Source organism: Croceivirga sp. JEA036 (assembly GCF_011882165.1).
Classification (GTDB): domain Bacteria; phylum Bacteroidota; class Bacteroidia; order Flavobacteriales; family Flavobacteriaceae; genus Croceivirga.
Genome location: NZ_JAATON010000004.1, coordinates 294,221 through 319,027, shown reverse-complemented (window position 1 = coordinate 319,027; position 24,807 = coordinate 294,221). Strand labels below are relative to the sequence as shown.

The following is a 24,807-nucleotide window of genomic DNA, read 5'->3' as shown; positions in this document are numbered from 1 at the left end:
ATACGTTTTTTACTTAAACAAAAGACAGTTTTGCCTAAGAGAACATATCTTTTACTTTCTCAAAGAAAGATTTATCAGATTTCTCTGGGCTTGGCTTAAAATTATCGTCTTCTTGCATACGCTCAAAAAACTCTCTTTGCTCCTTTGTTAGTTCCTTAGGAGTCCAAACATTTACATGCACTAACAGATCTCCACTACCGTAGCCATTTAAACTCTGTACGCCTTTACCTCTTAAACGTAAAATTTTACCAGATTGAATGCCAGGTTCTAATTTAATTCTAACCTTACCGCCAACAGTATCTATCTCTTTAGAACTACCTAATACAGCCTCAGAAAAACTGATATACAAGTCATAATGCAAATTATCACCCTCTCTTTTAAGTGTATCGTGCTCTTCTGTCTCTATGGCAACTAGTAAGTCTCCCGGAATACCATTATTACCAGGGGCTCCATTACCTTTACCAGATACTTTTAGCTGCATCCCCTCTTCTACACCAGCAGGAATTTTAATTGAAACGGTTTCTTCTACTGTTTTTAAACCCTGCGCATCTGTTCCACTAGGTCTATTATCTATAGTTTGGCCAGCCCCACCACAAGTATTGCAAGTAGTAGCGGTCTGCATTCTTCCTAAAATAGTATTGGTAACTCTAGTAACTTGCCCTGTACCGTTACAAGTAGAACACGTTTTATACGTAACTCCTTCTGCAGGCACCTTGCGTTTTACTTTTACTTTTTTCTCAACACCGTTAGCTATCTCTTCTAACGTAAGTTTAACCCGGATTCTAAGATTGCTACCTTTAACACGTCTTTGCCCGCCACCAAAGCCGCCAAAGCCACCAAATCCGCCAAAGCCTCCGCCTCCAAAGATGTCTCCAAACTGGCTAAATATGTCATCCATATTCATACCACCGCCACCAAAACCACCACCATCAAATGCTGCATGGCCATATTGGTCGTACTTTGCACGTTTATCTGCGTCTCCTAAGATTTCATAAGCTTCGGCTGCCTTCTTAAACATTTCCTCTGCCTTTTCGTCTCCTGGATTTTTATCTGGATGGTATTCTATGGCCTTTTTTCTATAGGCTTTCTTAATCTCTGCCGCGGTAGCGCCTTTAGAAACGCCTAATATGTCATAGTAATCCTCTTTCATAATCTCTTTTTAGTTACCTACAACTACTTTTGGGTGGCGAATGATGCGGTCTCCTAGTTTATAGCCTTTTTCAATTACATCTATAATCTTACCCTTCATGCTATCATCTGGTGCTGGTATTTGGGTTACCGCCTCGTGTAGCTCTGCATCAAAAGTTTCACCGGCTTCTACAGCAACTTCTTCTAAACCTTTATTTTTTAGCGTCTCCCTGAATTTAGTACTAATGAGCTCTACCCCTTTTAATAGCTCTTTTTCTTCTGTTTTGGCAATCTCTTTAAGCGCACGGTCAAAATCGTCCATAACGGGCAACATAGAAGTCATAATCTCTTGCCCCGCAGTCTTAAACAGCTCCATACGCTCTTTAGATGTTCGCTTTTTAAAATTTTCAAACTCTGCAAACAGACGAAGAAACTTATCTTTTTCCTTGCCTAATTCTTCTTGCAATTGCTCTTCTTTAGACATTGTCTCTTCTTCCTCTACAGCATCATCTTGTATATCGTTAGCTTGTTCCAGCTCAGTTGCGTCAACAGATTGCTTTGCATCTTGCACCTCATCCATCTCTTTAACCTTACTTTTCTTGCTCATATTGCTATTTATTTAATTCTGATTTTCAGGTGGCAAAAGTACTGCCATTTCGCAAATAAATGTCAAAATGTCATCGCAATAAAAAAAAATCCGCCAATTGGCGGATTTTCAATAGTCTTAGTGCTTCTTTTTAAGAGTAAGTCTCTTCGTACTTTTCTGTTAATTTAGGTTCTGGGTTTGGAGCATCGTAGATATTCCTTAACGCTGCACAAATGTTGGCATAGTTAAATAAAAAACCTTCTTCTTCTATCCTTCTACTACTTACACGCTGACTAGCAAAAAGAATGTAGCTCATTTCTCCCAGGACTGCTCTCATTACCAATTTTGGTATGTTAGGCAGCCACAACGGTTTTTGCAATACATTCGCTAACTCCTTTGTCATTTTTGAGTTGGTAACTGGATTAGGCGCAACGCCATTGAATACACTTTTAAGTTGATGTTTTAAAATAAAAACGAAAAGTTCTGCTAAATCCTGAATATGTATCCAGCTTTGCCATTGCTCTCCAGAACCAAATGCAGCTCCAACATAGTTCTGAACTGGCTTTTTTATTTGCGGTAGTGCACCTCCATCTTTGGAAAGCACTAGCCCAATCCGAACCATGGATACATTAATGTCAAATTTTTGAAAAGTCTTAATCTCTTCTTCCCAAAGTTTTACAACTTCACCTAAAAAACTATCGTCTACAGCAGTCTCTTCAACATCGTAAAGATTAGTTAATGAATCTGGATAGATACCGATAGCAGAAGCGGAGACAAATCCAATTAAATTATCATCACCTACTAGCTCAATACCTTTTTTCAAGGTTTTTAAACTATTGATTCTACTATCTATAATTTCTTTTTTATAACTAGATGTCCACCTTTTAGAAATGGAAGCCCCTGCCAGATTTATAATATCTGTAACCCCGTCAAGTGCGGCCATATCCATTTCTAGGTTTGCTGGATTCCAATAAAATCCTTTATACCCGTTTTCTGTCTCTATTTTATTTTTACTAGTTGTGAGATAGTGTATTGGAACACTCTTTTTCTTAAGTTCTTTTACAATAGCCTGCCCCACCAATCCAGTAGCTCCCGTTATCAAAACTTTCATGCTATTTTTTTTACGAATTTACTGTTTAAATAGCCCCAAATTAGGAAGTTATATTCTATTTAACAGTGTTGTTCAACTTTTAACCAAATTTGGGAAAAACTAAAAACCAATTTTAACAATGGGTTAAGCTATTGCTATTTTTGTAGCTCTTAACATTTCTCTTTTACCTGGTGGGCCAGGCAAACGTTCTACCGTAAAACCTACCGCTTGCATTGCCCTACGAACACTTCCTTTTGCTGCATAAGTAACCAAAATACCACCAGTTTTAAGCGCAGTAAACATGTTTTTAAAAATTGCCTCTGTCCAAAGTTCTGGTTGTACTCTTGCTCCAAAAGCATCAAAATAAATGAGGTGGTACTCTGCTACTGCTTCTATATCTTGAAATTTACGCTGTAGCTTATGCAATGAAAAATTTTCTGCAATAGTTACTGGCTGCCCCCATGCAGCATTATGCATTACTGCAAAGATTTTTTTATGATTTTGCGCCGCTAAAGCTTCAGCATAATTTAAATACTGTAACTCTTCTGTATTTACAGGATAAGCCTCTACGCCTACATACTGTATTGGTCTAGGATTGCTTAAATTTTCTAAATACGTAATAAAGGCATTAAGACCCGTACCAAAACCAATTTCTAGTATGGAAAGTGGAGCATTCTTTACATGTTCAAATCCATGTTTAATAAAAACGTGCTTAGCTTCTTGTATTGCACCGTGTTTGGAATGATACTGCTCATTCCACTCCTCTATTTGAATAGTAGTAGAACCATCCCCGGTTGTAATGATTTTACGCTTCACCTTTATTCTGCAATTAAGACCCCTGAAGCTTCAAAACGCAATGTTCTTTTTGGTTCCGTTATTTTAGACAATTCTTCTGGAGTTGCTCCTTTATCTTCTGCATAATGCTTTTGCTCATCCACTGGCATTTCTTCTACAAAAGCCAAACCATCTAAAAACACTTGTTTGCCTGCTACATCTTTAGGAACAAAAAAACCATAGTCCTTAAACTTTACAAAAACTTCTTGCCCATCTGTAAGAGCTACCTGCATCCAACACCCCTTTGCTTGGCATACTTCTTTTATGGTACCGGAAACCTGAGTAGCAACTGTATCTTTAACTTTTATAGCCGCATATGCACTTGTAATTTCCTCACTTTGTTTTGATTCTGGCTCAAATTGAGCACCAAAATACTCACCCTCAGGTGATTTTTGCGCACAACTATTTAAAGTGAAAATCATTAAAAATACAGCAGCAAAGATGTTAAAAACCCTCATATTCTTTAAATTTTGAAATATACATCACACTAGAATCGTAAATCATAAGTGTAATGAGGTAAAACTAAGGATAAATACCTAATTTTAGCTTATTAAAGTTAACAGATATGGAGGTAATGGATAACAACATTGCAATAGAAAAATGCAAAACATCTAAGATTAACGATGTAGATTTTGACAACCTTTCCTTTGGAAGTGTTTACACAGACCATATGGTGGTCTGCGACTACAAAGACGGTAAATGGTTGGCGCCAAAGATTGTTCCATATGGTCCTATCTCGTTAAATCCTTCTGCAAAGATTTTTCATTATGGCCAATCTATATTTGAAGGAATGAAAGCCTACAAAGATGAGGATGGTAAAATCTGGCTGTTTAGACCTACAGATAACCATGCTCGTTTAAATAAGAGTGCGGAACGTATGGCAATACCAGAAATTCCGCAATCCTATTTTATGCAAGGTTTAGAAGCCTTATTAAAAGTAGATAGTGATTGGATACCGCAAAATCCTGGAAGCAGCTTGTACATTAGGCCTTTTATGTTTGCTTCTGGAGAAGGTTTCCACGCGTCTCCAGCAAATGAATACAAATTTATTATTGCTTGCGCTCCTTCTGGTTCTTATTTCTCTGGCAAGGTCAAGGTTTTAATAGAACAAACGTATTCTAGAGCTGCTAATGGAGGTGTAGGTTATGCTAAAGCTGGTGGCAATTACGCAGGACAGTTTTATCCAACTAAACTCGCCGCAGAAAAAGGATATCAGCAGATTATTTGGACGGATGATAACAATCATGAGTTTATAGAAGAGGCAGGAGCGATGAATATATTTATCCGAATTAACGACACCTTAATTACTGCTCCAACGAATGATAGAATCTTAGATGGTATTACCAGAAAGAGTATTCTTAAAATTGCTGAAGACGAAGGTATAACTACTGAGGTAAGAAAAGTAAGTGTTGCCGAAGTTGTTGCCGCTGCTAAAGACGGGAGTCTAAAAGAAATGTTTGGCGCAGGAACTGCAGCTGTAATCTCACCATTAGCAGGTTTTGGCTATGACGGCACCGATTACGATTTGCCCGAATTAGAACATCCGTTTGCGGCTCGTTTAAAAAAGCGAATTACCGATATACAATACAACCGTGCCGAAGATAAGTTTGGTTGGCGATACGAAGTAAAATAAAAAAAAGGCACCAAATAGGTGCCTTTTTTTTATCTCTTTAAAACTTCTTCCAAGTTAGGTTTAAAGTAATTTGGTCCCTTAAGCACTTTTCCATCCTCTCTATAAATAGGCTTTCCATCTACACCCAACTTACTCATATTACTGCGTTGTATTTCATTAAACACCTCTTCTATTTTATATTGCATACCATGTTCCAGAATAGTGCCACATAAAATATAAAGCATATCCCCAAGTGCATCTGCCACCTCTACTACATCATTATTCATTGCAGCTTCTAAGTACTCCTTATTTTCTTCATCCATTAAGTTAAATCGTAATAAATTTTTTGCTTCGCCTAAATTAGCTGTAGGCTCATGCTTTATACCTAGACCAAAAGATTCATGAAATAACTGAACAGCCTTTAATTTACTTTCCATACCTATCTATTTAGTGTAATTTTGTCAAAATATAATAAAACTATGTTCAGTTCTGGCCAGATTACTTTTGCTATTCTATTCATCATTGCATTTGTAAGTATCCTTATATATATGTATGCAAAAGATAAAAAGCTACACAAAAAAAATTATAAAGGGGTACAATGGGTTCTTATTACCTTTATTGGTTTCATAATATTTTTATTTCTAGTTAAATATTTCCTCAAAAATTAACAAGATATTTAGATACACCACAAAAATGAGGAAATACACAACAATGTTAAGGATATAGTCGTTAAATATAGGAAAAGACGTACTTTTGTAATCGTAAACCCTACACCAAATGGTTACTTTTTTTAGCATTTTATTTGTACTCCTTGGCATCAATGCATTTCTTTTGATTTTTAGCGTTAACGGTGCTATGGACAACATCAAAAAACCTTTTCAGAAAATTAAGGACAGTACAGTACTTAAACTATCTACCAACGAATTTTCTGAAAACAAATACAAAAAGGCCGTTTAGTTTCTATTACCTTTAGGGTATGAAACAGGTTCTTTTGGTATTTTTAGGAGGCGGCATCGGAAGCTCGCTCAGATATATAGTCTCCAAAAACCTTAATCCGCTTTTTCAAAATTTCTTTTTAGGCACATTTGCAGCCAATATTATTGGATGCTTATTAATTGGTCTACTTTTAGGCTTTGCTTCAAAAGGCAAATTACTATCAGAAAATCACACCTTATTATTAGCAACAGGGTTTTGTGGTGGTTTTACTACCTTTTCCACATTTGCATTTGAAAAGTATGGCCTCTTAAAAAGCGGTGAACTTCTTTATTTCACCTTATATCTAGCCATGAGTATTATTATTGGCATAGGGGCTGTTGCATTAGGACTGTACCTTAGCAGACAATTGTAATAGCCAAATATTACATTCTACACATCATTTTACTTACATTGTTACATTATTCTCAACATAATAAAGGACTTGTTATATTATTTTAGCTAATATCCACATAAAGGAGCACTCAATATTATCCTGATTTTAATAAAATGTTATCAATTTTAATAAACCCCTAAAATTTTAGGGGGTATAAATTATAATATGATAAAAATTACCAATAAGACCCATTTTAATTACCCGTTAGGTTTCCTTTAACATATATTTGACCCGTTAACTAACAAAATCAATTATGAAAAAAGTCGAGGCAATTATTCGAAAATCAAAATTTGATGAGGTGAAAAAAGCACTTCATGAAATTGAGGTAAACTTTTTCAGTTACTGGGACGTAACGGGAGTTGGTAATGAAAAACAAGGTCACGTATACCGCGGTATCACGTATAGTACTACGGATATCCAAAGAAGGTATTTAGTGATTGTGGTTTCTGATGATTTCTTAGAAAGAACCATTCAAACTTTAATCAAGACCGCCAGCACTGGTAACGTAGGTGATGGTAAAATCTTTGTTTCTGAGATATCCGAAGCTTATAGGATAAGAACAGGAGAAAGCGGTCACGCAGGAATCAACTAAACCAATACTAACTAACAAACAATTTAATTATGTCTCAATTAGAACAAGAAACACTAGACAAGGCAATAGAAGCCATTAATGGTGATATGGGCGCCTTGTGGATTACTATAGCGGCAATCTTGGTATTCTTTATGCAAGCAGGATTTACGCTAGTTGAAGTTGGTTTTACCAGAAGTAAAAACTCTGGTAACATCATTATGAAAAACCTAATGGACCTTGCAGTAGGCTCCATCATGTTCTGGGCTGTAGGTTATGGCATTATGTACGGCAGTGACACCGTTTTAGGTGGATTTTTCCGTACAAGCCCTTCTGATCAGGGTTACTTTTTCTTTAGCGCTGACGATTGGTACAACCTATTTTTCCAGACCGTTTTCTGTGCAACAGCTGCCACCATTGTATCTGGTGCCGTAGCCGGTAGAACAAAATTCTCTACCTACTTAATTTTATCTGCAGTATTAACTACAATCATCTACCCAATTTCTGGTAGCTGGTACTGGCCATTTGATGACGACGCTTGGTTAAATGTTGCTGGTTTTGTTGATTTTGCTGGTTCTTCTGTGGTACACGCCGTGGGTGGTGCGGCTGCTTTGGTTGCCGCTATCATGGTGGGTCCGAGAATTGGAAAATACGTAGATGGTAAACCACAAGTCATTCCAGGACACAACATGATGTTTGGAGCACTTGGTGTACTTATCCTATGGTTAGGATGGTTTGGATTTAACGGTGGTTCCCAATTGGCTTGGGGCGGTAGTGATACGGTTGCAGCTGGTAGTGTAATCATTAATACCAATATTGCAGCAGCAGCAGGTGCAATTGCAGCCTTATTTTTTACATGGATGCGTTACAAAAAAGCAGACCTTTCCATGACCTTAAATGGTGCATTAGCAGGCTTAGTAGGTATCACTGCTGGTTGTGGCGCTGTTAACGCTTTTGGCTCATTAATTATAGGTTTAATTTGTGGCGTAGTAGTAGTTCTTTCAATAGAAACTTTAGATAAGAAATTTAAGATTGATGACCCCGTAGGTGCTATATCCGTACACGGTGTTTGTGGTTTCTTAGGTACTGTTTTAGTAGGTGTTTTTGCCTTAGATGGTGGATTAATCTACGATGGGGGATTTAAATTACTTTGGGTACAAACCTACGGCTCCCTAGCTTACATTTTATGGGCAGCATTAACCACATTTATTTTACTTATTATCCTTAAAAAGACTATAGGATTAAGAGTTTCTGAAAAAGAAGAAATTGAAGGTCTAGACATCCATGAGCATGGAATGGAGTCTTACCCAGAACATATTTCCAACCAAGACTAATACCAAAGAGAAACGGAGCGTTTGGCAGAACGCTCCGTTGATTAAACCAATTTTCAAAGTAACATTCGATTAAAAACTTAAAAATGACTCAAAAAGAGTCACACAAAAACATCACATTTATGAAAACGATTATTTCTACAAAATACATAAAAAATACAGTATTAGCAGCTGCTGCTTTATTTGCAGTTAGTGCAACAGCACAGGAAGAGGAAGAATCTAGCCCCTTAAGCCTAAGCGGCAGTGTAGACACTTATTATAGAACTGCACTTACTACTTCTGATGCAGACGGAACTGTTGACCCTGGCACATCTTTTGCTAACGAAACTGGTTTTGCTTTGGGTATGGCAAATCTAATTGCTTCTTATGAAAAAGGTAGCGTTGGTGCAGTTGCAGATGTAGTATTTGGTCCTAGAGGCGATGATGCTACAGGAGGTTACAACCTAAACCAATTATATGCCTATTGGAATGTAAGTGAAGGAACTACTTTGACCATGGGTAGATTCAATACCTTTTTGGGTTATGAAGTAATTGCTCCTGCAGCTAACTTTAACTACAGTACATCTTACTTATTCTCTAATGGACCTTTTTCTCATGTAGGTTTAAAGGCGGATTTTGGATTATCTGATGATATGAGCTTAATGCTTGCTGTAATGAATGTAACCGATGTAAACAATAACCTTACTGGAGCATACTCTTTAGGAGCGCAATTAGGTTTCTACGACCAATTCATCAACTTATATTATGATGGCGGTGAAGCATTAGGTTTTGAGATTGATTATACTGGTGGTTTTGATTTATCTGATGATTTCTTCTTAGGAATCAATGCTGCGCTAGCAACAAATGACGGTTCTGGTTTCTACGGTGCTGCATTGTATCCACAATACTCTACTTCTGAAAACTTTGCATTAGGTTTAAGAGGAGAATACTTTGCATTTACTCAAGACGAGGGTGACGACGCTCCTGTATTAGCTTTAACTCTAACTGGAAGCTACAGTGTTGATAATTTAATCATTAAGCCAGAAATTAGATTGGACAGCTGGGGTAACGATATTGAGCCTTACACAGACAATGACTTAGCTGCCACAAATAGCTTAGCTACATTTGCTATTGCCGCAATCTACTCTTTTGATTAATGATTAGTTGTGTTTAGTTAACTAACCAACTCACAATAACGTTCAGTGAAATGATGCTAAAAGTCCGGTTAACCGGGCTTTTAGTGTTTTATAAAATCTTTTACTCCTGCCAGAACCTTGGTTTTCATATAATTTTGCCTTGGCACCAAGGGGCAGGAGTATTTTTTATTGTAGACACAATAGGGGTTGTACGCTCGGTTAAAATCAATTACAATAGAATCCCCTTCTGGCTCTTTTAAATCTATATAACGACCGCCAGCATACGTTTCTTCTCCATTGGTATTATCTAAAAAAGGTAAAAACAAATAATCCTCATACCCTTCTTCATCTAACAAATCTAAACTCTGGTATATCTCTAACTGATGCTCAATACCATTTAAAACAAAATGTGCAATAGCATATAACTTTTCATGAGACTTACGACTAGTTGTAGTTGGCAATAAGAAAGGTTCTGCATCTGGAGTACGTTCCAATTTAGCAGTCACGATGTAATTGGTATCTGGCATAAAAAAATCTAAACCCTCAAAATCTTTTCTATACCTATCCGGCAAAGGAGAACTTTCTGGGTCTTTAAACTCAGAATTGAGTTTATTTTGAAAATTTAGAATTTTTCTAACAGCATCACTATTGATTGAAGCTTGCTCCTCATCAGTTTGTTTGTGATATTTTTTTTGTTGCCCACAAGCTATAATAAAGAAAAGAGTGGATAGTAAAACGTATTTCATTACACAAAAATACAATCTATAGCTTTGCCATCTAAAACCTAAGCCTTTAGATGCACAGAATTAATACCTACTTTCTCCCAGGTATTTTTCTAGTAAGGCATTAAATTCTGGCATAATTTTTAACAGTGCAGTATGTTCCACATTATAAATTGCTTGTTTGTCTCTGTATCCTATTTTCAACAATTCTTCTAGATAATAAATAGCGGTACCATAATCTTCGTTCTTAGCGCTTATAGATACTACATTTAGATAGTTTTGTGCATTCTCTGGCTCAATAATCGTTTTAATCATATAGGTAATGACCAAGGCTTCTTCATCAGGAGAATCAGATAAGGTAAGCACATCTATTTGGTCATCTGCCAAAGCATTTACATACCCCTTTAATCTTAGCGCCATTTGCCGCTCTAATTTATCTTGCCCTTGTATTTGCTTATCTAACTCGTTCATTTTAAACAACCACCACCCTAGATTATTATAATTATACGTTAGAACGTCTTCTTCTAAATAATAAGCAAAATCCTCTCTTTTTAAATTCTCATTAAAACGTAATGATTCAAATTGACGTTTTTGAGACCTGTAGGTACCTATTTTTCGTAAATCACGTTGCAAACGTTTAAGCGAATCTACATTCATAAAAGGTCTATAAAGTGTTTGCATTTCCTGCAAAATCCTATCTGCCATTAAATAATTCTGTTGAGACATTTCTGACCTAAAAGCCATCTCATCTTTTTTGTAATAAGCAATAGCCTTTGCGGTATCTCTTGTTTTATAACCTTTTGCCATAGCCAACAACTCAAAATAAGATAGCGCACGTGCTACATCATCCATTTTTAGTTCGCCATCTGCTCCATCGTAAAAAATAAAATTATTTGGAATCCTGTAGCCATTTAGTAATTTTTCCTCCTCTACTACAGTAGTGTAATTGTAATTCTCTCTAGAAGTAAGCCCAACATAATGATAATTATTCTTACTACTTAATACTTCTACATTTGCTAATGATGCGTGTATCCCTAAAACTCCTTTAAAATCTTTGATTAAAACCGGCACTAGAGATGCAAAACGACCACCCTCTCCAAAACCAGCAACATATATAGCAGAACGATTAATAGGTAAGGTATTAACGACAGTTTCTAAGGCATTTTTAACCTCTAAAATGTTATCCGCAATAGCCGCTTTTGAACTTAAGCTATTGGGCGCAACCAAAATATAGCCTTTACTTTCTGCTATTGGAGCCAGTTGCCTTAACTGCTGACTTGCATTTTTTTTTAAATCGGTCACCATTAACAAAGGCCATGTAGTTTTTGCCTCAAAAACGTTAGGCAGATAAAGGGAAAAATCTTCTGCAATAGAATCATTAACCACAATGGAATCCATCACTTTACCTTTAACAAGTTTTATGTCTTGAGCCATTATCATCTGTGAGATGACAACTGCAATAACCAAAGCCGCGTATTTTTTTACCATATTTTTACAACCACAAAAACCTAGCCAGAACATATACTTAGTTTATTTTTTTATTCTTGTTAGTAATTGATTGGATACTACATTAGACAACACAATGTGCGTACGCGCCTCCCCGTACACAATTAACTTATCTATAAAAGTTTCTAAATGTTTTTGGTCCCGTATTACTACTTCCATAATGATATTTTCGTTCCCTGTTATGCGATAACAATTACGCACCTCTTCAAAACTTTTTACATGTTCTAAAAAGGGTTTTAGCTTACCTACAAAGGCTCTTAAGGTTACCATTGCTGTAAGTTGATATCCTAACTGACTGTAAGAGATATTAACGTTATAACCTTCTATGATACCAAGGTCTTCCATTTTCTTTATCCGCTCTGCCACGGCTGGTGACGTTAAGCCTACTTTACGACCGATATCTGCATAACTTGCCCGTGCATTTTCTTGTAAACAAAGCAAGATTTCAACACTTAGCTTATCTAATTTATTTTTCAAACCTAATTCTGCTTAATAAGTTATTTTCTAAAGCCTTTTTAAATAATAGCTTTAAAAACTAAAGATAATCATTTTAAAAATGGAATTATCTTTAGACTACTAAATTAGTAGGGTACTCCATGGAACAAAATAGTTATTATTCATCGGCAGTTTATCAGAAATCAATTGCATTGCGTGATTTGAGTAGTGCAATTGCACTATACTTTTCTAAAGATAATGATGCCTTTACCCTAACTAAAACTGCCGGTCTAAGACATGTTATTGCAAATAGCTTAGTTACGGATGCATCATTAATTTCTACCTCCATACAGAAAGCCTACGAAACTAGCTGTTTCACTTCTAGAATCAATACTATGAAACACATCAGTATTATGACTAGAAATATTTTATCTTATTGCAACGGTTTAGAACAAGACGGAATTAAAGAAAAAGAATATATATATCTTTTGAGAAGAGAAATTAAATTATTTAGACGTTCTTTTAAGCTATGGAGAAAATCTTTAGTAAATAGTAAAAATGACTAACCTAGGTGTTTATTAAATACTAAAAAGGCTTCAAAAAATTTTGAAGCCTTTTTTATTTTTGAAGCTTAATACTTAAACTTTACATGTTTCTACGATACTGCCCTCCTACTTGAAACAACGCTTTAGTAATTTGACCTAAAGAACAATATTTAGTCACTTCCATAAGCGCCTCAAAGGTATTGTTATTATCTATAGCTGTTTGCTGTAATTGCTGTAGCAAAGCTTCCGCCTTTTCTTCGTAAGCATTATGCAAATTATTCAGGGTGGATATTTGAGCTTCTTTTTCATCCTTTGTAGCTCTAATTACCTCTTGTGGCAATACTGTTGGACTACCCTTAGAACTTAAGAATGTATTCACACCAATAATAGGATACTTGCCAGAGTGTTTCAAGTTCTCATAATGCAAGCTTTCTTCTTGTATTTTAGAACGTTGATACATGGTTTCCATAGCACCTAAAACACCGCCTCTCTCTGTAATTCTATCAAACTCTAATAACACAGCTTCTTCTACCAAATCTGTAAGCTCTTCTATGATAAAAGAGCCTTGTAACGGGTTCTCGTTCTTAGCTAAACCTAATTCTTTATTTATGATAAGCTGTATGGCCATAGCTCTGCGTACAGACTCTTCTGTTGGCGTAGTAATAGCTTCATCATAAGCATTGGTGTGCAGCGAGTTACAATTATCATAAATAGCGTATAAAGCCTGTAACGTGGTGCGGATATCGTTAAAGTCTATTTCTTGAGCATGTAAACTTCTACCAGATGTTTGTATGTGGTACTTTAACATTTGTGCTCGTGGACCTGCCCCGTACTTTTCCTTCATAGCCTTTGCCCAAATACGCCTGGCAACCCTACCAATAACAGCATACTCTGGGTCTATTCCGTTAGAGAAGAAAAAAGATAAATTAGGACCAAATTTATCTATATCCATCCCTCTGCTTAGGTAATATTCTACATAAGTGAATCCATTGGACAAGGTAAAGGCCAATTGTGAAATTGGGTTTGCACCTGCTTCTGCAATATGATACCCAGAAATAGAAACCGAATAGAAATTACGAACTCCATTTTCTATAAAATACTCTTGCACATCCCCCATTAAACGAATTGCAAATTCAGTAGAAAAAATACACGTGTTTTGTGCTTGGTCTTCTTTTAAAATATCTGCCTGAACGGTTCCCCTAACCTGTTTCAATGTTGATGCTTTTATAGCATTATAAACGTCTGTTGGCAACACTTGATCCCCCGTAACCCCAAGCAACATTAGTCCTAAACCATTGTTCCCTTTAGGTAAATCGCCATTATAAGTTGGCACAGCAATACCCTTTTCCTTGTAGATGGCAGCGATTTTTAACTTTACTTCTTCTTCCAAGCCCTGCTCCTTAATATATTTCTCACAATTTTGGTCTATAGCAGCATTTAGAAAATACCCTAACAACATAGGCGCAGGCCCATTAATCGTCATACTCACAGAAGTCATGGGGTCACTTAAATCAAACCCAGAATATAATTTCTTAGCATCATCTAAGCAACAGATAGAAACCCCTGCATTACCAATTTTACCATAAATATCTGGCCTGTAATCTGGGTCATTTCCATAAAGCGTTACCGAATCAAATGCCGTAGACAGACGTTTAGCCGGCATATCTAGACTAACGTAATGAAACCTTCTATTGGTGCGCTCTGGACCACCTTCCCCTGCAAACATACGGGTTGGATCTTCTCCTTGTCTTTTAAAAGGATATATACCAGCTGTGTACGGAAACTCTCCAGGAACATTCTCTTTATACATCCATAAAAGAATATCTCCCCAAGCTTTGTACTTTGGCAAGGCAACTTTTGGAATTTGGTTATGAGATAATGAGGTAGTGTGTGTTTCTATTTTAATTTCCTTGTCTCTAACTTTAAAACTAAAAATTGGATCTTTATAACGTTTCAACTGGTTTCCCCACTGCATTAAACGTTCCCAATTTCTAGGTAGTAAATCCATCTTTACGCGATCAAACTCAGCCAGTAAAAGTTGTAAAAGCTCTTTATTTTCTTCTTGAACTATAGCCGAAAGTTTATCTACTGCTAATCCACTTCCTTCTACATAGTCAATCTCTTCTAAATCTTTCACCCCTCCTGCAACGGAAAGTATCGTCTTGTAAATTCCATATAGTTTCTGAGCTATATGTGCTTGCTTTTCAGCTTCTGTTTCGTAACCCCTATTGCTTTCTGCAATTTCTGATAAGTACCTATTACGAGCTGGCGGAATAATAAATTTCTTTTCGCTTAAACCCACTTCCAACTTAGTTTTAGAAATTAAACCAGCTTTCGCCTTTGAGTTCAAAACCTCCATGATAGAAGTATACAAACGGTTCATTCCCGGGTCGTTAAATTGAGAAGCGATTGTTCCATAAACTGGTAAATCTTTTTGGTCTATATCCCAAAGATTGTGATTACGCATGTACTGCTTACGAACATCTCTCAATGCATCTTGAGCACCCCGTTTATCAAACTTATTTATTGCCACTAAATCTGCAAAATCTAGCATATCTATTTTCTCCAGTTGTGTAGCGGCACCAAATTCTGGGGTCATCACATATAAAGCGACATCACTAAACTCTAAAATTTCGGTATCAGACTGGCCAATACCAGAGGTTTCTAAAATAATTAAATCATACGCCGCAGCTTTGAGCACCTGTATTGCCTCTTCTACATGTTTAGACAGTGCCAAGTTTGCTTGTCTAGTTGCCAAAGAACGCATGTATACACGCTCATTATTTATGGCATTCATTCGAATTCTATCTCCCAAAAGCGCACCACCTGTTTTCTTTTTAGATGGGTCTACAGAAATTACTGCAATTTGTTTGTCTTCAAAATCAGTCAAAAACCTCCGTATCAATTCGTCTACTAAGCTAGATTTACCCGCACCTCCTGTTCCCGTTATTCCAAGAACAGGAATAGCTCTATTAGATTTAACCGTAAACAACGATTTAAATTCATCATATCTATTTTCTGCGATTGACACAAGACGTGCTATAGTATTAACATCTTTTTTAATTAAGGCATCCCCTAATGAATTTCCTTGTGGCAATTTTAAAGCAGGTGTAGCAAAATCACTTTTTTGCACCAAATCATTAATCATACCTTGCAATCCCATTTCTCTACCATCATCTGGAGAATAAATACGCGTAATGCCATAATCCATCAGCTCCTTAATTTCTTCTGGCAAAATCACTCCACCGCCACCACCAAAAATTTTGATATGCCCAGCCCCTTTTTCCTGCAGCAAATCAAACATATACTTAAAGTATTCATTGTGACCACCTTGATAAGAAGTCATAGCGATTGCGTTGGCATCTTCTTGTATGGCACAATTAACCACTTCTTCCACGCTCCTATCATGCCCTAAATGAATAACCTCTACCCCAGTAGCTTGGATAATTCTACGCATAATATTAATGGCCGCATCATGACCATCAAATAACGATGCTGCTGTAACAATTCTAATTTTATTGTTGGGAGTATATGCCTTAACTTGTTCCATGTTAAAAAGATGAATTAAATCGTATGCAATTTAAGATAAATGCAACAATTATTTAATATTAATTATAATTTAATAATTAAGCATCTAAATTGAAGGGTTAAATTCTCAATTATATAATTTTAATCGATTTAGCATTACATGAATCTAACCGTTTTAATTCATTGTCCCGACCAAAAAGGCATTATTAGTACAGTTACTAATTTTTTGCATCAGAAAGGAGGAAATGTAGTTTACTTAGACCAACACGTAGACAAACCCGCAGGTGTATTTTTTATGCGATTAGAAGCTGATTTTGAAAATGGATACACCAAAGCACTTTTTAAGCAAGAATTTGAAAGTCAAATAGCGGCAAATTACCAAATGAAGTGGCAAGCTTTTTTACGAAAAGAAAAACCACGTATGGCCATATTTGTTTCTAAATACAATCATTGCTTGTACGATTTATTAAGTAGATATCATTCTGGTGAGTTAGAAGCTGATATTCCTTTTATATTAAGTAACCATACCGACTTAAAATATATTGCAGACCAATTTAGCATTCCTTTTTATCATGTACCAATCTCTAAAGCTAATAGAAAAGAAGCAGAGCAAGAGCATTTAAGATTACTGGAAGAATATAAGGTTGACTTTGTAGTTCTAGCTAGATATATGCAGATAGTGAGTTCTACGGTGATAGATGTATACCCCAATAAAATAATTAACATACACCATTCTTTCTTACCAGCATTTGCTGGAGCTAAACCTTACCATGCAGCTTTTGAACGTGGCGTAAAAATTATTGGAGCAACAAGCCATTACGTAACGGAAGAATTAGATGCAGGCCCTATCATTGAACAAGATGTAGCACCAGTAAGCCACACCCATTCCATAAAAGATTTTATAGCTAAGGGAAGAGATTTAGAAAAAATAGTTTTATCAAGAGCCGTTAAACTACATGTGCAGCACAAAACTGTAGTGTACAATAATAAGACTGTAATATTTACTTAAAAGGATGCTAACAATTTAAGTATCAGAGCTTCAATTTAACCTTAATTTAATATAACAATGAATACTAAAGGTTTTTTTGTTGCGTTTAATTTATACTAGAGGCAAAGCAACAATAACTTATTGCTAAAGTTTAGATAACCTAAACCTAGTTAAGAAAACTGAATTTTGCCTCGAGTTATTTGAGTTAGCATTTTTTTGAGTTAGTTAGTCTAAAACCGGTGCAATGCGCCGGTTTTTTTATTGTCTAATCTTAAGTATGCAATTACTTTTTCATTAAACAGATGCGGTTGTTCCACATTAACTACATGACCACAATCAGGAACCACGTATAATTGACTAAAAGTATGCTGTTCTGCCACTTTTTCTATGGTAGGTAAAAACAGGTAGTCTTCACTCCCCATCACATACAATGTTGGTATTTTTAAATCTACCATTCTAAAGAGTTTTAAAAGTGGATTTATTTCTGAGGTAAGTTTAAACCATCTTATAAACTCTTTCTGATATAATTTTTTAGCTTCTCTAACAAATAAGGACCTAGATTCCTTGTGATTTTTGTTGGGCATAATCACAAATGCAAAAAACTTATATAACCATATGTAAGGCACAACAGATTTAAGAATAACCCCTAAACGCATGAGCACTCTGCTTCTAAAATTCATTTTCATTATAGCCCCACCCATAACCATACTTTTTACTAAAGTCGGGTGTTTTTCGGCTAAATTTCTTATCAATATGGTTCCGAGAGAAATACCTACAAAATGCGATTTCTTAATTTCTAAGTAATCAACAACCTCTTTAATATCCTGGGTTATAGCATCAAAAGTGTATTTGGATTTCAAGGCTTCTTTTAAGTGAAATTTAGATTTTCCATGACCTCTTAAATCCAAAAGCAGAATGTTGAAATGCTCTTTAAAAGCTTTAACCTGTTTATACCAAATAGTAGAACTACCTCCTGCGCCATGAACAAAAGTTACCCATTCTTTACTTGTGGCATGCTCAATGATAGAATAATGAAGCAATATTTTTTGTTTAAAGATAATCAACTCTATGCTTATTTTGACCAAAATTCTTTTAAAGCCAGTAAATTTAGATAAACATTTACAAGCTACTAAGTTGATAATCTGATGATTTAAGTCAAATTATGTTGCATTTTTAACAAAAATATAAGAGCGTAGCTTATACACTTAATTTTCCTAAAATATACATTTGTCTTTAGACATTCTTGACCAATACATGATTTTACCTTATACAATTAAAGCGCCTATGGCGCTAATTCGTTGTTTTTTCCGTGTTTTACATTTTCCGTTATCGGCTACAAACCCATTAGCACCTCCTACTCAGGAAATAAATGATTTAGCCATTAACGTGCTTACTATTTTTTTTATCGTTTGTAGCCTAGGCGGTTTGGCAACAGCAGCCTGGATACTTGCTAAAACTAATGGTTTTAAAAGAAAAATAGCGTTGTACTTAGGCTTATTACTACTCTCTACATCCACCATTTTACTAGAACTCAACTTTATATCTTTTTCAAAGATAGCTTACGTACCAAAAATTCCTTTTTTTAGGGTCAATATTTTTCTTTTTATCCCCTTTTTCTTTTTGTATCTGCATACCAGATTTTTTAAGATTGATAGGGAAAAAGGGAAAAAACCTTTAATCCATTTAATACCATTTGCCATTGCATTAATGAGTTATATGTCTATTCAGTTTTTTGAACCACCATACGCCGCTGTGCAAAAAAATGCTCTTAGCTTAATGAATAATATATGGATAAGATGTTTTTATGTTGGCTTTTATCTTGTTTGGATTCTTTATGACTTTGTAAAACTCCGAATGACTATCATTAGAAAAGACATAAAGTTATTACTCGCATTAATTACGAGCTTATTTATCATTTGGCTTTTTATTAGTGTAAAGGCAGAAGTGAATCAGAATATTACACATGTCATAATGGTTAATCTTTTGGCGTCACTTTTCTTCTGCTGTTTTATTTTACTATTAGCAGGGCAACTATTTATTAATAGCCCATTAGCCATACAAGCTACAAAAACACCCGTTAAAAAAGATAAGTACAAGAATTCTGCACTTACTCCAGACATGTCCAATATTCTCAAGGAGCAATTATTGGCAAAAATGGAATCCGAGCAGCCTTTTTTAGATTCGGCCATAAGCCTAACCAATTTAGCTAAAACTCTTAATACAGACCGATATAGCCTATCACAAGTCATCAATGAAAACTTTTCCAAGAACTTTTACGAGTTTATCAACGATTATCGTATTGCATTTGCCCAAAATATTTTAGAAGAGGAAAAAGACAAGGAGATTGTTGTAAGTGATTTAATTTTCCAAGTTGGATTTAACAATAAAGTATCCTTTTACAAGGCATTTAAAAAGCGAACTGGCAAAACACCACTAGAATATCATAAGCAATTAAAAACACAAAACGAAGTAAATTAACATTTAAGCAAATTTTACCTTAATTTTTTATTAATTCCTCAATTCACTTCGCTACCACCTGTAATACAATACATTACATATACGCGTAAACGTTAACTTACATCGGAAACTATTTACTTAGGTCGGAAAAAACCATAATCTGACAGCAACTCATTTCTTTTGCTGCAACAGACATTCAGAAATACTTAAAAGGACTGTGCCTATCAAAAAACATTATTGGTTTTGATTTTCATTTTTTTTGAATTAGCTATCACAATAAAATGAAAGGCAGGTCCTTTTTTCTTTCCAAAATGTCCAAGAATTATTTCTAACTCAAACTCAAATTGATCTAGATGAGAACAAAATTGAAATTTATTTTGACGCTCCTCACGGCGTTTACTGTGCATCTATCTTTTGCACAGCAAGCAATTTCAGGTACAGTGACGGACCAAGACGGCCTTCCATTACCTGGAGTAAACATTATGGTTAAGGGTACCACCAACGGAACCCAAACCGATTTTGATGGTAATTACACCATTACTGCCAGCACTGGCGATGTATTGGTTTATACCTATATAGGTATGACAGATGCTACAAGAACTGTTGGTGCTAACACCACAATTAATTTGGCCATGCAAGAAGATGCACAAGCGTTGGATGAAGTTGTGGTAACAGCTTTGGGTATTTCTAGGGAAGAAAAGTCTTTAGGATATTCTTCCCAACAACTAGAAAGCGAAAGTATTGCAGATGTACCTACTACCAACGTTGTAAACGCACTTTCTGGTAAAATTGCAGGTGTAAACATTACGCAATCCTCGGGAGATATAGGTTCTTCTTCAAGAATTACCGTTAGAGGTGTCTCTACTATTTTTGGTAACTCACAGCCTTTAATTGTTGTAGATGGTGCCGTTGTAGACAATAACACTTACAATGGTGGAAACGCTGGAACAGATGTTCCAAACGGTCTGGCAGATATTAATCCACAAGACATTGAAAGTATAAACGTTCTTAAAGGTGGTGAAGCTACTGCACTTTATGGGATGCGTGGTACAAACGGTGTACTAGTTATTACCACAAAAACTGGAAAAAAAGGTAAAGCTTTAGGCATAAGTATCAATAGCACAGTTTCTTTCTCTAACCCTTACATATTCCCAGATTACCAAAATGAATACGGTCAAGGACACAGTCCAGATTTATTTCATTTTATAGATGGTTTTGGTTATGATGAAGGTTTAGCAGGTGGTGATGGTGGTACTGACGAAAGCTGGGGACCTAGATTAGATGCAGGTTTAGAATTTGTACAATTTGGGTCTTACATTCAAAACCCAGATAACCCACAACCACTACCATGGGTATCTTACCCAAATAGCGTTGTAGACAATTTTTACCAAACCGGTTTATCTACGGATAACACTGTTGCGCTTTCTGGTGGTACAGAATCTACTTCTTATCGCTTATCCCTTGGTTTAACAGATGCTACTGGTATTGTTTACAATACAGATTTAAAAAAATATAACATTGCAGGTAATGTTTCTTTCGATTTAAATGAAAAATGGAGCGCTGGTTTTAGTGCTCGTTACACCAAAAGTACATCTGACCAAAGAAATGGTGTTGGATACGGTGAGGTATCTAATCAGGTAGGACAGCTAGTATGGTCTGCAAGACAAGTAGATTGGTCTCTTTTAAAAGATTGGAGAAATTTACCTCTAATCAATACTGTAGATGACGGTAGAGAGAGGTTAACTCCACTTAACTGGAACTTGAGGTATAACAACAACCCTTTCTGGGCATTGGACAACAACTTAAATCCTTGGGAGCGTAACCGTTTTATCGCTACAGCCAATATTGGTCACCAATTCAATGATAAATTCAGGTTTGATGTAAATACTGCCATCGATTATTTTGATGATACTAGAGAAAAACAATTTAAATATGGTACTGTAGATTTTAGAAACGGATACTATCAATTAGAAGAAAGAAATAGATATGAGGTGAACTCACAAGCTATGTTTTCTTATAATGATAGATATGGAGCTAACGACCAATGGAAGTTAAATATGCTAGTGGGTGGCCAGATTATGGTTAACAAATACTCCTATTTTGGAGGTATTGCCCAAAACCTTGTTATAGATAATTTATTTAATCTAGCAAACTCAGACGGTGCTCCTGTTTTATCAGATGATAGTAGTGAACAAAGAATTAATAGCTTGTATGGTACGGGTTCTTTAAGCTATAATGACAACATTTATCTTAACTTCTCTGGTAGAAATGACTGGGCAAGTGTATTGCCAATCCAAAACAATAGCGTTTTTTATCCTGCCGTTTCAACTAGTGCATTGGTGCATGATATCCTTAACATAGAATCTCAGCAGTTGAATTTTCTAAAATTAAGAGCTTCTTGGGCGCAAACTGGTAGTGCAGGACCATTAAGTGCATACAGTGTAAACCCAGTCTATGAATTGTCTGGAAACCCACTTAACGGCAGTACACCTACGGCTTTTGTTCCTAACACCGCTTGGAACAGTGATATTAAAGCACAAACGGAAACAGCAATTGAAGCGGGTATTGAAACAAGATTGTTCCAAAATAGGGTTAATCTTAATTTAACCTATTACAACAAGAAAAACGAAGATGTAATTATGCCATTAGATGTTTCTTCATCATCTGGATTTACCAGCACTTGGAAAAATGCAGCTACCATTACTAACGAAGGTGTTGAGGCATTTTTAGGCATAGACGTTTTAAGAAGCGCTAAAGACAATGGTTTAAATTTAGGTTTAGACATCAACTTTGCTAAAAACGTAAATGAGGTTTCAGACATTGAAGGCTCTGGTGTTATTAACCTTTCTGCCGGTGGTTTATGGAACGTGAATACACAAGCTAGAAACGGAGAGTCTATTGGAGCTATTTTTGGTCCGGCATTTGCTCGTGACGAGGCGTCTGGTAAAATTATATATGAAAATGGTCTTCCTGTTATTGGAGACAATAAAATTTTAGGAAACTCTCAACCAGACTGGGTAGGAGGTGTTGGCATAAACGCCTCTTTTAAAGGTTTTAGGTTCCGTACGTTATTCGATGCTAAAATTGGTGGGGAAGTTTACTCTCAAACCAATACTTGGGGTATGCTATCTGGTATCTTAGAAGAAACGGTAATTGGTAGAGAATCTGGTATTATTGGAGACGGTGTCATGTCTGATGGTGCGGGTGGTTTTGTACCTAACAACGTAGTTGTACCTGCAATAGACTACTATTCTTCTGCATTTAACCAAAACATAGCAGAATCTTCAGTTTACGATGCAACATTTGTAAAGTGGAGAGAGCTTTCTTTAAGTTATGATATTCCAAGACAGTTTTTCGAAAACATAGGCGTTCAGTCTGTTAATCTTGGGGTTAACATTCGTAACCTAGCCGTGTTATACAGAAAAGCACCACACATTGATCCTGAAACAGCTTTTGGAACTCAAATTGGTCAGCAAGGATTGGAATATGCTCAAACTCCTGCTACAAGAACAATTGGTGTAAGCTTAAATGTTAACTTCTAAACATTACATTAAATGAAAAATATATATAAAACTTTATCCATCTGGTTGCCTTTAAGCCTAACTATGTTAATAACAGGATGTGATAGTAATTTTGAAGAAATAAACACAGACCCAGATAAGCCAACAGAAATTTCTGCAGACTTACAATTGGGATTTATTGAGCGTTCTCTTGTAAACGAGGTGTATGATTACTTTGTTTCTGGTGAATGTGCAGCAACGTGGCCACAGCATATTTCTAAGCCTATTTATAACGATGCAGATCGTTATTATCCAAGACTTGGAGCAATCAATACGTTTTGGAACACCATGTATGTAAACGTTATTGCTGAGGCTGATGAAATGTATAAGTTAGGTGGGGAAGCAGAAAACCCTGCTATACAAGGAGCAGCGCTTACCTTAAAGGCAATGGCTTTACAATATTTGACAGATTCTTTTGGAGACATTCCAATGTCTGAGGCCAATGCAGGTTTGAGCGATGGTAATTTTACACCTGCTTATGATAGCCAAGAAGCAGTTTATCAGGGAATATTCTCCATGTTAGACGAAGCTATTGCAAAGTTTGCCACTGGTGAGGGTGCGTTAAGTAGCTCTCAAGATTTAATGTACGGTGGTGACCTTGATAAATGGTTAAAATTTGCCACATCGGTTAAGTTTAGAGCTTTGATGAGAATTTCTGACACTTCTCTATTTAATTCTTCTGAGGTACAATCTTTAATTAGCTCTGGCAATCTAATCACATCAAATGATGACAACGCTTTTATTGCTTTTGAAACAGAAAACGCTCCAAATGCTAATCCTTATTATGGTATAGTACAAAACGGCCGTCAGGCAGAGTGGTGTATGGGAGAAGCTTTAGTTGAATTTATGAAAGGCCAAAGCGACCCAAGATTAGCAGTGTATGCCAAAGAAAACGCAAGTGGTGATTACGTGGGTAAACCTGCAGGATATATTAACCCAGGTATATCTGGATTTGGTGCCGGTGTTGTATCAGAAATTGGAGACGCCTATATGGCTGCAGATGCTCCGTTATTTTTAATGACGGCAGCCCAAGTTAATTTATTAATTGCAGAAGCCATAGAAAGATTTGGAGCTAGCGGAGATGCCGCATCCTACTTTCAAGCAGGTATAGATGCTTCCTTAGAGCAGAATGGTTTGGATGCAGGTTCTTTTACTCCTTCGTATAACGGATATCAATCCATTGCTGAGCAATTATGGGCTAGTACCTTTTTACAAGGTTATGAAACTTGGTCTGAGTGGAGAAGATCGGATATTCCTGCAAATTTATCTTTAGCTATAGACCCACAACCAGGGGTTAACAGCATCCCTACACGTTATGGCTATACTAATGATGAAAAGTCATTGAATGCAGACAATGTAGCAGGAGCCGTGGCTAACCAAGGTGAAGATGCACTAACAACAAAGCTTTGGTGGGACGTTAAGTAATTGATAAA

At 36.1% G+C, this 24,807-nt stretch carries 22 protein-coding genes; 11 read left to right on the top strand and 11 right to left on the bottom strand.

Going from position 1 to position 24,807, the window contains the following annotated elements; translation table 11 throughout:
• Positions 1–34 precede the first annotated feature (34 nt).
• The 5 genes from dnaJ to HCO57_RS12745 form a co-directional block, all read right to left on the bottom strand.
• The gene (gene dnaJ, locus HCO57_RS12765; RefSeq protein WP_167989333.1) at positions 35–1,150 is read right to left on the bottom strand and encodes a molecular chaperone DnaJ; all 1,116 of its coding nucleotides are present in this window, start codon (positions 1,148–1,150) and stop codon (positions 35–37) included.
• 9 nt (positions 1,151–1,159) lie between these two features.
• Positions 1,160–1,735 (bottom strand): nucleotide exchange factor GrpE, encoded by a 576-nt coding sequence (locus HCO57_RS12760; RefSeq protein ID WP_167989332.1) that lies wholly within the window; start codon positions 1,733–1,735, stop codon positions 1,160–1,162.
• Positions 1,736–1,865: 130 nt separating this feature from the next.
• Positions 1,866–2,825, bottom strand: coding sequence for a TIGR01777 family oxidoreductase (locus HCO57_RS12755; protein WP_167989331.1), 960 nt, complete (start codon positions 2,823–2,825; stop codon positions 1,866–1,868).
• 123 nt (positions 2,826–2,948) lie between these two features.
• The gene (gene mnmD / locus HCO57_RS12750) at positions 2,949–3,620 is read right to left on the bottom strand and encodes a tRNA (5-methylaminomethyl-2-thiouridine)(34)-methyltransferase MnmD (protein WP_167989330.1); all 672 of its coding nucleotides are present in this window, start codon (positions 3,618–3,620) and stop codon (positions 2,949–2,951) included.
• A gap of 2 nt (positions 3,621–3,622) precedes the next feature.
• Positions 3,623–4,096 (bottom strand): DUF4920 domain-containing protein, encoded by a 474-nt coding sequence (locus HCO57_RS12745; RefSeq protein WP_167989329.1) that lies wholly within the window; start codon positions 4,094–4,096, stop codon positions 3,623–3,625.
• 107 nt (positions 4,097–4,203) lie between these two features.
• Between HCO57_RS12745 and HCO57_RS12740 the strand changes: the two genes are divergently transcribed.
• Positions 4,204–5,271: a branched-chain amino acid aminotransferase gene (locus HCO57_RS12740; protein ID WP_209066159.1), complete on the top strand. Its 1,068-nt coding sequence runs from the start codon at positions 4,204–4,206 to the stop codon at positions 5,269–5,271.
• A 29-nt stretch (positions 5,272–5,300) separates the two neighbouring features.
• Here the strand turns inward: HCO57_RS12740 and HCO57_RS12735 are convergent, their stop codons facing one another.
• Positions 5,301–5,687, bottom strand: coding sequence for a nucleoside triphosphate pyrophosphohydrolase family protein (locus tag HCO57_RS12735; protein ID WP_136951309.1), 387 nt, complete (start codon positions 5,685–5,687; stop codon positions 5,301–5,303).
• Positions 5,688–6,027: 340 nt separating this feature from the next.
• On the opposite strand from HCO57_RS12735, the gene HCO57_RS12730 reads away from it, so the two are divergent.
• From HCO57_RS12730 to HCO57_RS12710, 5 genes are all read left to right on the top strand, one after another.
• A complete protein-coding gene (locus tag HCO57_RS12730; protein WP_136951311.1) occupies positions 6,028–6,207 on the top strand; it encodes a hypothetical protein in 180 nt (59 codons plus the stop codon).
• Between the two features lie 19 nt (positions 6,208–6,226).
• Positions 6,227–6,598: a fluoride efflux transporter CrcB gene (crcB, locus tag HCO57_RS12725; RefSeq protein WP_136951312.1), complete on the top strand. Its 372-nt coding sequence runs from the start codon at positions 6,227–6,229 to the stop codon at positions 6,596–6,598.
• A gap of 274 nt (positions 6,599–6,872) precedes the next feature.
• A complete protein-coding gene (locus tag HCO57_RS12720; RefSeq protein WP_136951313.1) occupies positions 6,873–7,211 on the top strand; it encodes a P-II family nitrogen regulator in 339 nt (112 codons plus the stop codon).
• A 29-nt stretch (positions 7,212–7,240) separates the two neighbouring features.
• Positions 7,241–8,521 carry an ammonium transporter gene (locus tag HCO57_RS12715; RefSeq protein WP_167989328.1) on the top strand — a complete coding sequence of 427 codons (1,281 nt, stop codon included), beginning with the start codon at positions 7,241–7,243 and terminating at the stop codon, positions 8,519–8,521.
• Between the two features lie 119 nt (positions 8,522–8,640).
• The gene (locus HCO57_RS12710; RefSeq protein WP_136951315.1) at positions 8,641–9,654 is read left to right on the top strand and encodes an outer membrane beta-barrel protein; all 1,014 of its coding nucleotides are present in this window, start codon (positions 8,641–8,643) and stop codon (positions 9,652–9,654) included.
• An 80-nt stretch (positions 9,655–9,734) separates the two neighbouring features.
• On the opposite strand, the gene HCO57_RS12705 is transcribed toward HCO57_RS12710, so the two are convergent.
• From HCO57_RS12705 to HCO57_RS12695, 3 genes are read right to left on the bottom strand one after another with little or no spacing between them, the layout of a single operon-like run.
• Positions 9,735–10,379 carry a DUF1684 domain-containing protein gene (locus HCO57_RS12705; protein ID WP_167989327.1) on the bottom strand — a complete coding sequence of 215 codons (645 nt, stop codon included), beginning with the start codon at positions 10,377–10,379 and terminating at the stop codon, positions 9,735–9,737.
• A 60-nt stretch (positions 10,380–10,439) separates the two neighbouring features.
• Positions 10,440–11,843 carry an alpha/beta hydrolase gene (locus HCO57_RS12700; protein WP_167989326.1) on the bottom strand — a complete coding sequence of 468 codons (1,404 nt, stop codon included), beginning with the start codon at positions 11,841–11,843 and terminating at the stop codon, positions 10,440–10,442.
• 42 nt (positions 11,844–11,885) lie between these two features.
• On the bottom strand, positions 11,886–12,338 hold the full coding sequence (locus HCO57_RS12695) for an Lrp/AsnC family transcriptional regulator (protein ID WP_136951318.1): 453 nt from the start codon (positions 12,336–12,338) through the stop codon (positions 11,886–11,888).
• 119 nt (positions 12,339–12,457) lie between these two features.
• On the opposite strand from HCO57_RS12695, the gene HCO57_RS12690 reads away from it, so the two are divergent.
• The gene (locus tag HCO57_RS12690; RefSeq protein ID WP_167989325.1) at positions 12,458–12,862 is read left to right on the top strand and encodes a TIGR03643 family protein; all 405 of its coding nucleotides are present in this window, start codon (positions 12,458–12,460) and stop codon (positions 12,860–12,862) included.
• A gap of 79 nt (positions 12,863–12,941) precedes the next feature.
• Here HCO57_RS12690 and HCO57_RS12685 read toward each other — a convergent pair whose 3' ends face one another.
• Positions 12,942–16,391: a methylmalonyl-CoA mutase family protein gene (locus HCO57_RS12685; protein ID WP_167989324.1), complete on the bottom strand. Its 3,450-nt coding sequence runs from the start codon at positions 16,389–16,391 to the stop codon at positions 12,942–12,944.
• A gap of 138 nt (positions 16,392–16,529) precedes the next feature.
• Here HCO57_RS12685 and purU point away from each other — a divergent pair, with 138 nt between their 5' ends.
• Complete coding sequence (purU, locus tag HCO57_RS12680; RefSeq protein ID WP_167989323.1) at positions 16,530–17,378, top strand: formyltetrahydrofolate deformylase; 849 nt, start codon at positions 16,530–16,532, stop codon at positions 17,376–17,378.
• A gap of 209 nt (positions 17,379–17,587) precedes the next feature.
• Here purU and HCO57_RS12675 read toward each other — a convergent pair whose 3' ends face one another.
• Positions 17,588–18,397 carry an alpha/beta fold hydrolase gene (locus HCO57_RS12675; RefSeq protein WP_167989322.1) on the bottom strand — a complete coding sequence of 270 codons (810 nt, stop codon included), beginning with the start codon at positions 18,395–18,397 and terminating at the stop codon, positions 17,588–17,590.
• A 187-nt stretch (positions 18,398–18,584) separates the two neighbouring features.
• On the opposite strand from HCO57_RS12675, the gene HCO57_RS12670 reads away from it, so the two are divergent.
• The 3 genes from HCO57_RS12670 to HCO57_RS12660 all read left to right on the top strand — a co-directional run bounded on the left by HCO57_RS12670 (position 18,585) and on the right by HCO57_RS12660 (position 24,799).
• Complete coding sequence (locus tag HCO57_RS12670) at positions 18,585–19,835, top strand: helix-turn-helix domain-containing protein (protein WP_167989321.1); 1,251 nt, start codon at positions 18,585–18,587, stop codon at positions 19,833–19,835.
• A gap of 332 nt (positions 19,836–20,167) precedes the next feature.
• Positions 20,168–23,356: a SusC/RagA family TonB-linked outer membrane protein gene (locus tag HCO57_RS12665; protein WP_167989320.1), complete on the top strand. Its 3,189-nt coding sequence runs from the start codon at positions 20,168–20,170 to the stop codon at positions 23,354–23,356.
• A gap of 12 nt (positions 23,357–23,368) precedes the next feature.
• A complete protein-coding gene (locus tag HCO57_RS12660; protein ID WP_167989319.1) occupies positions 23,369–24,799 on the top strand; it encodes a SusD/RagB family nutrient-binding outer membrane lipoprotein in 1,431 nt (476 codons plus the stop codon).
• Positions 24,800–24,807: the final 8 nt, after the last annotated feature.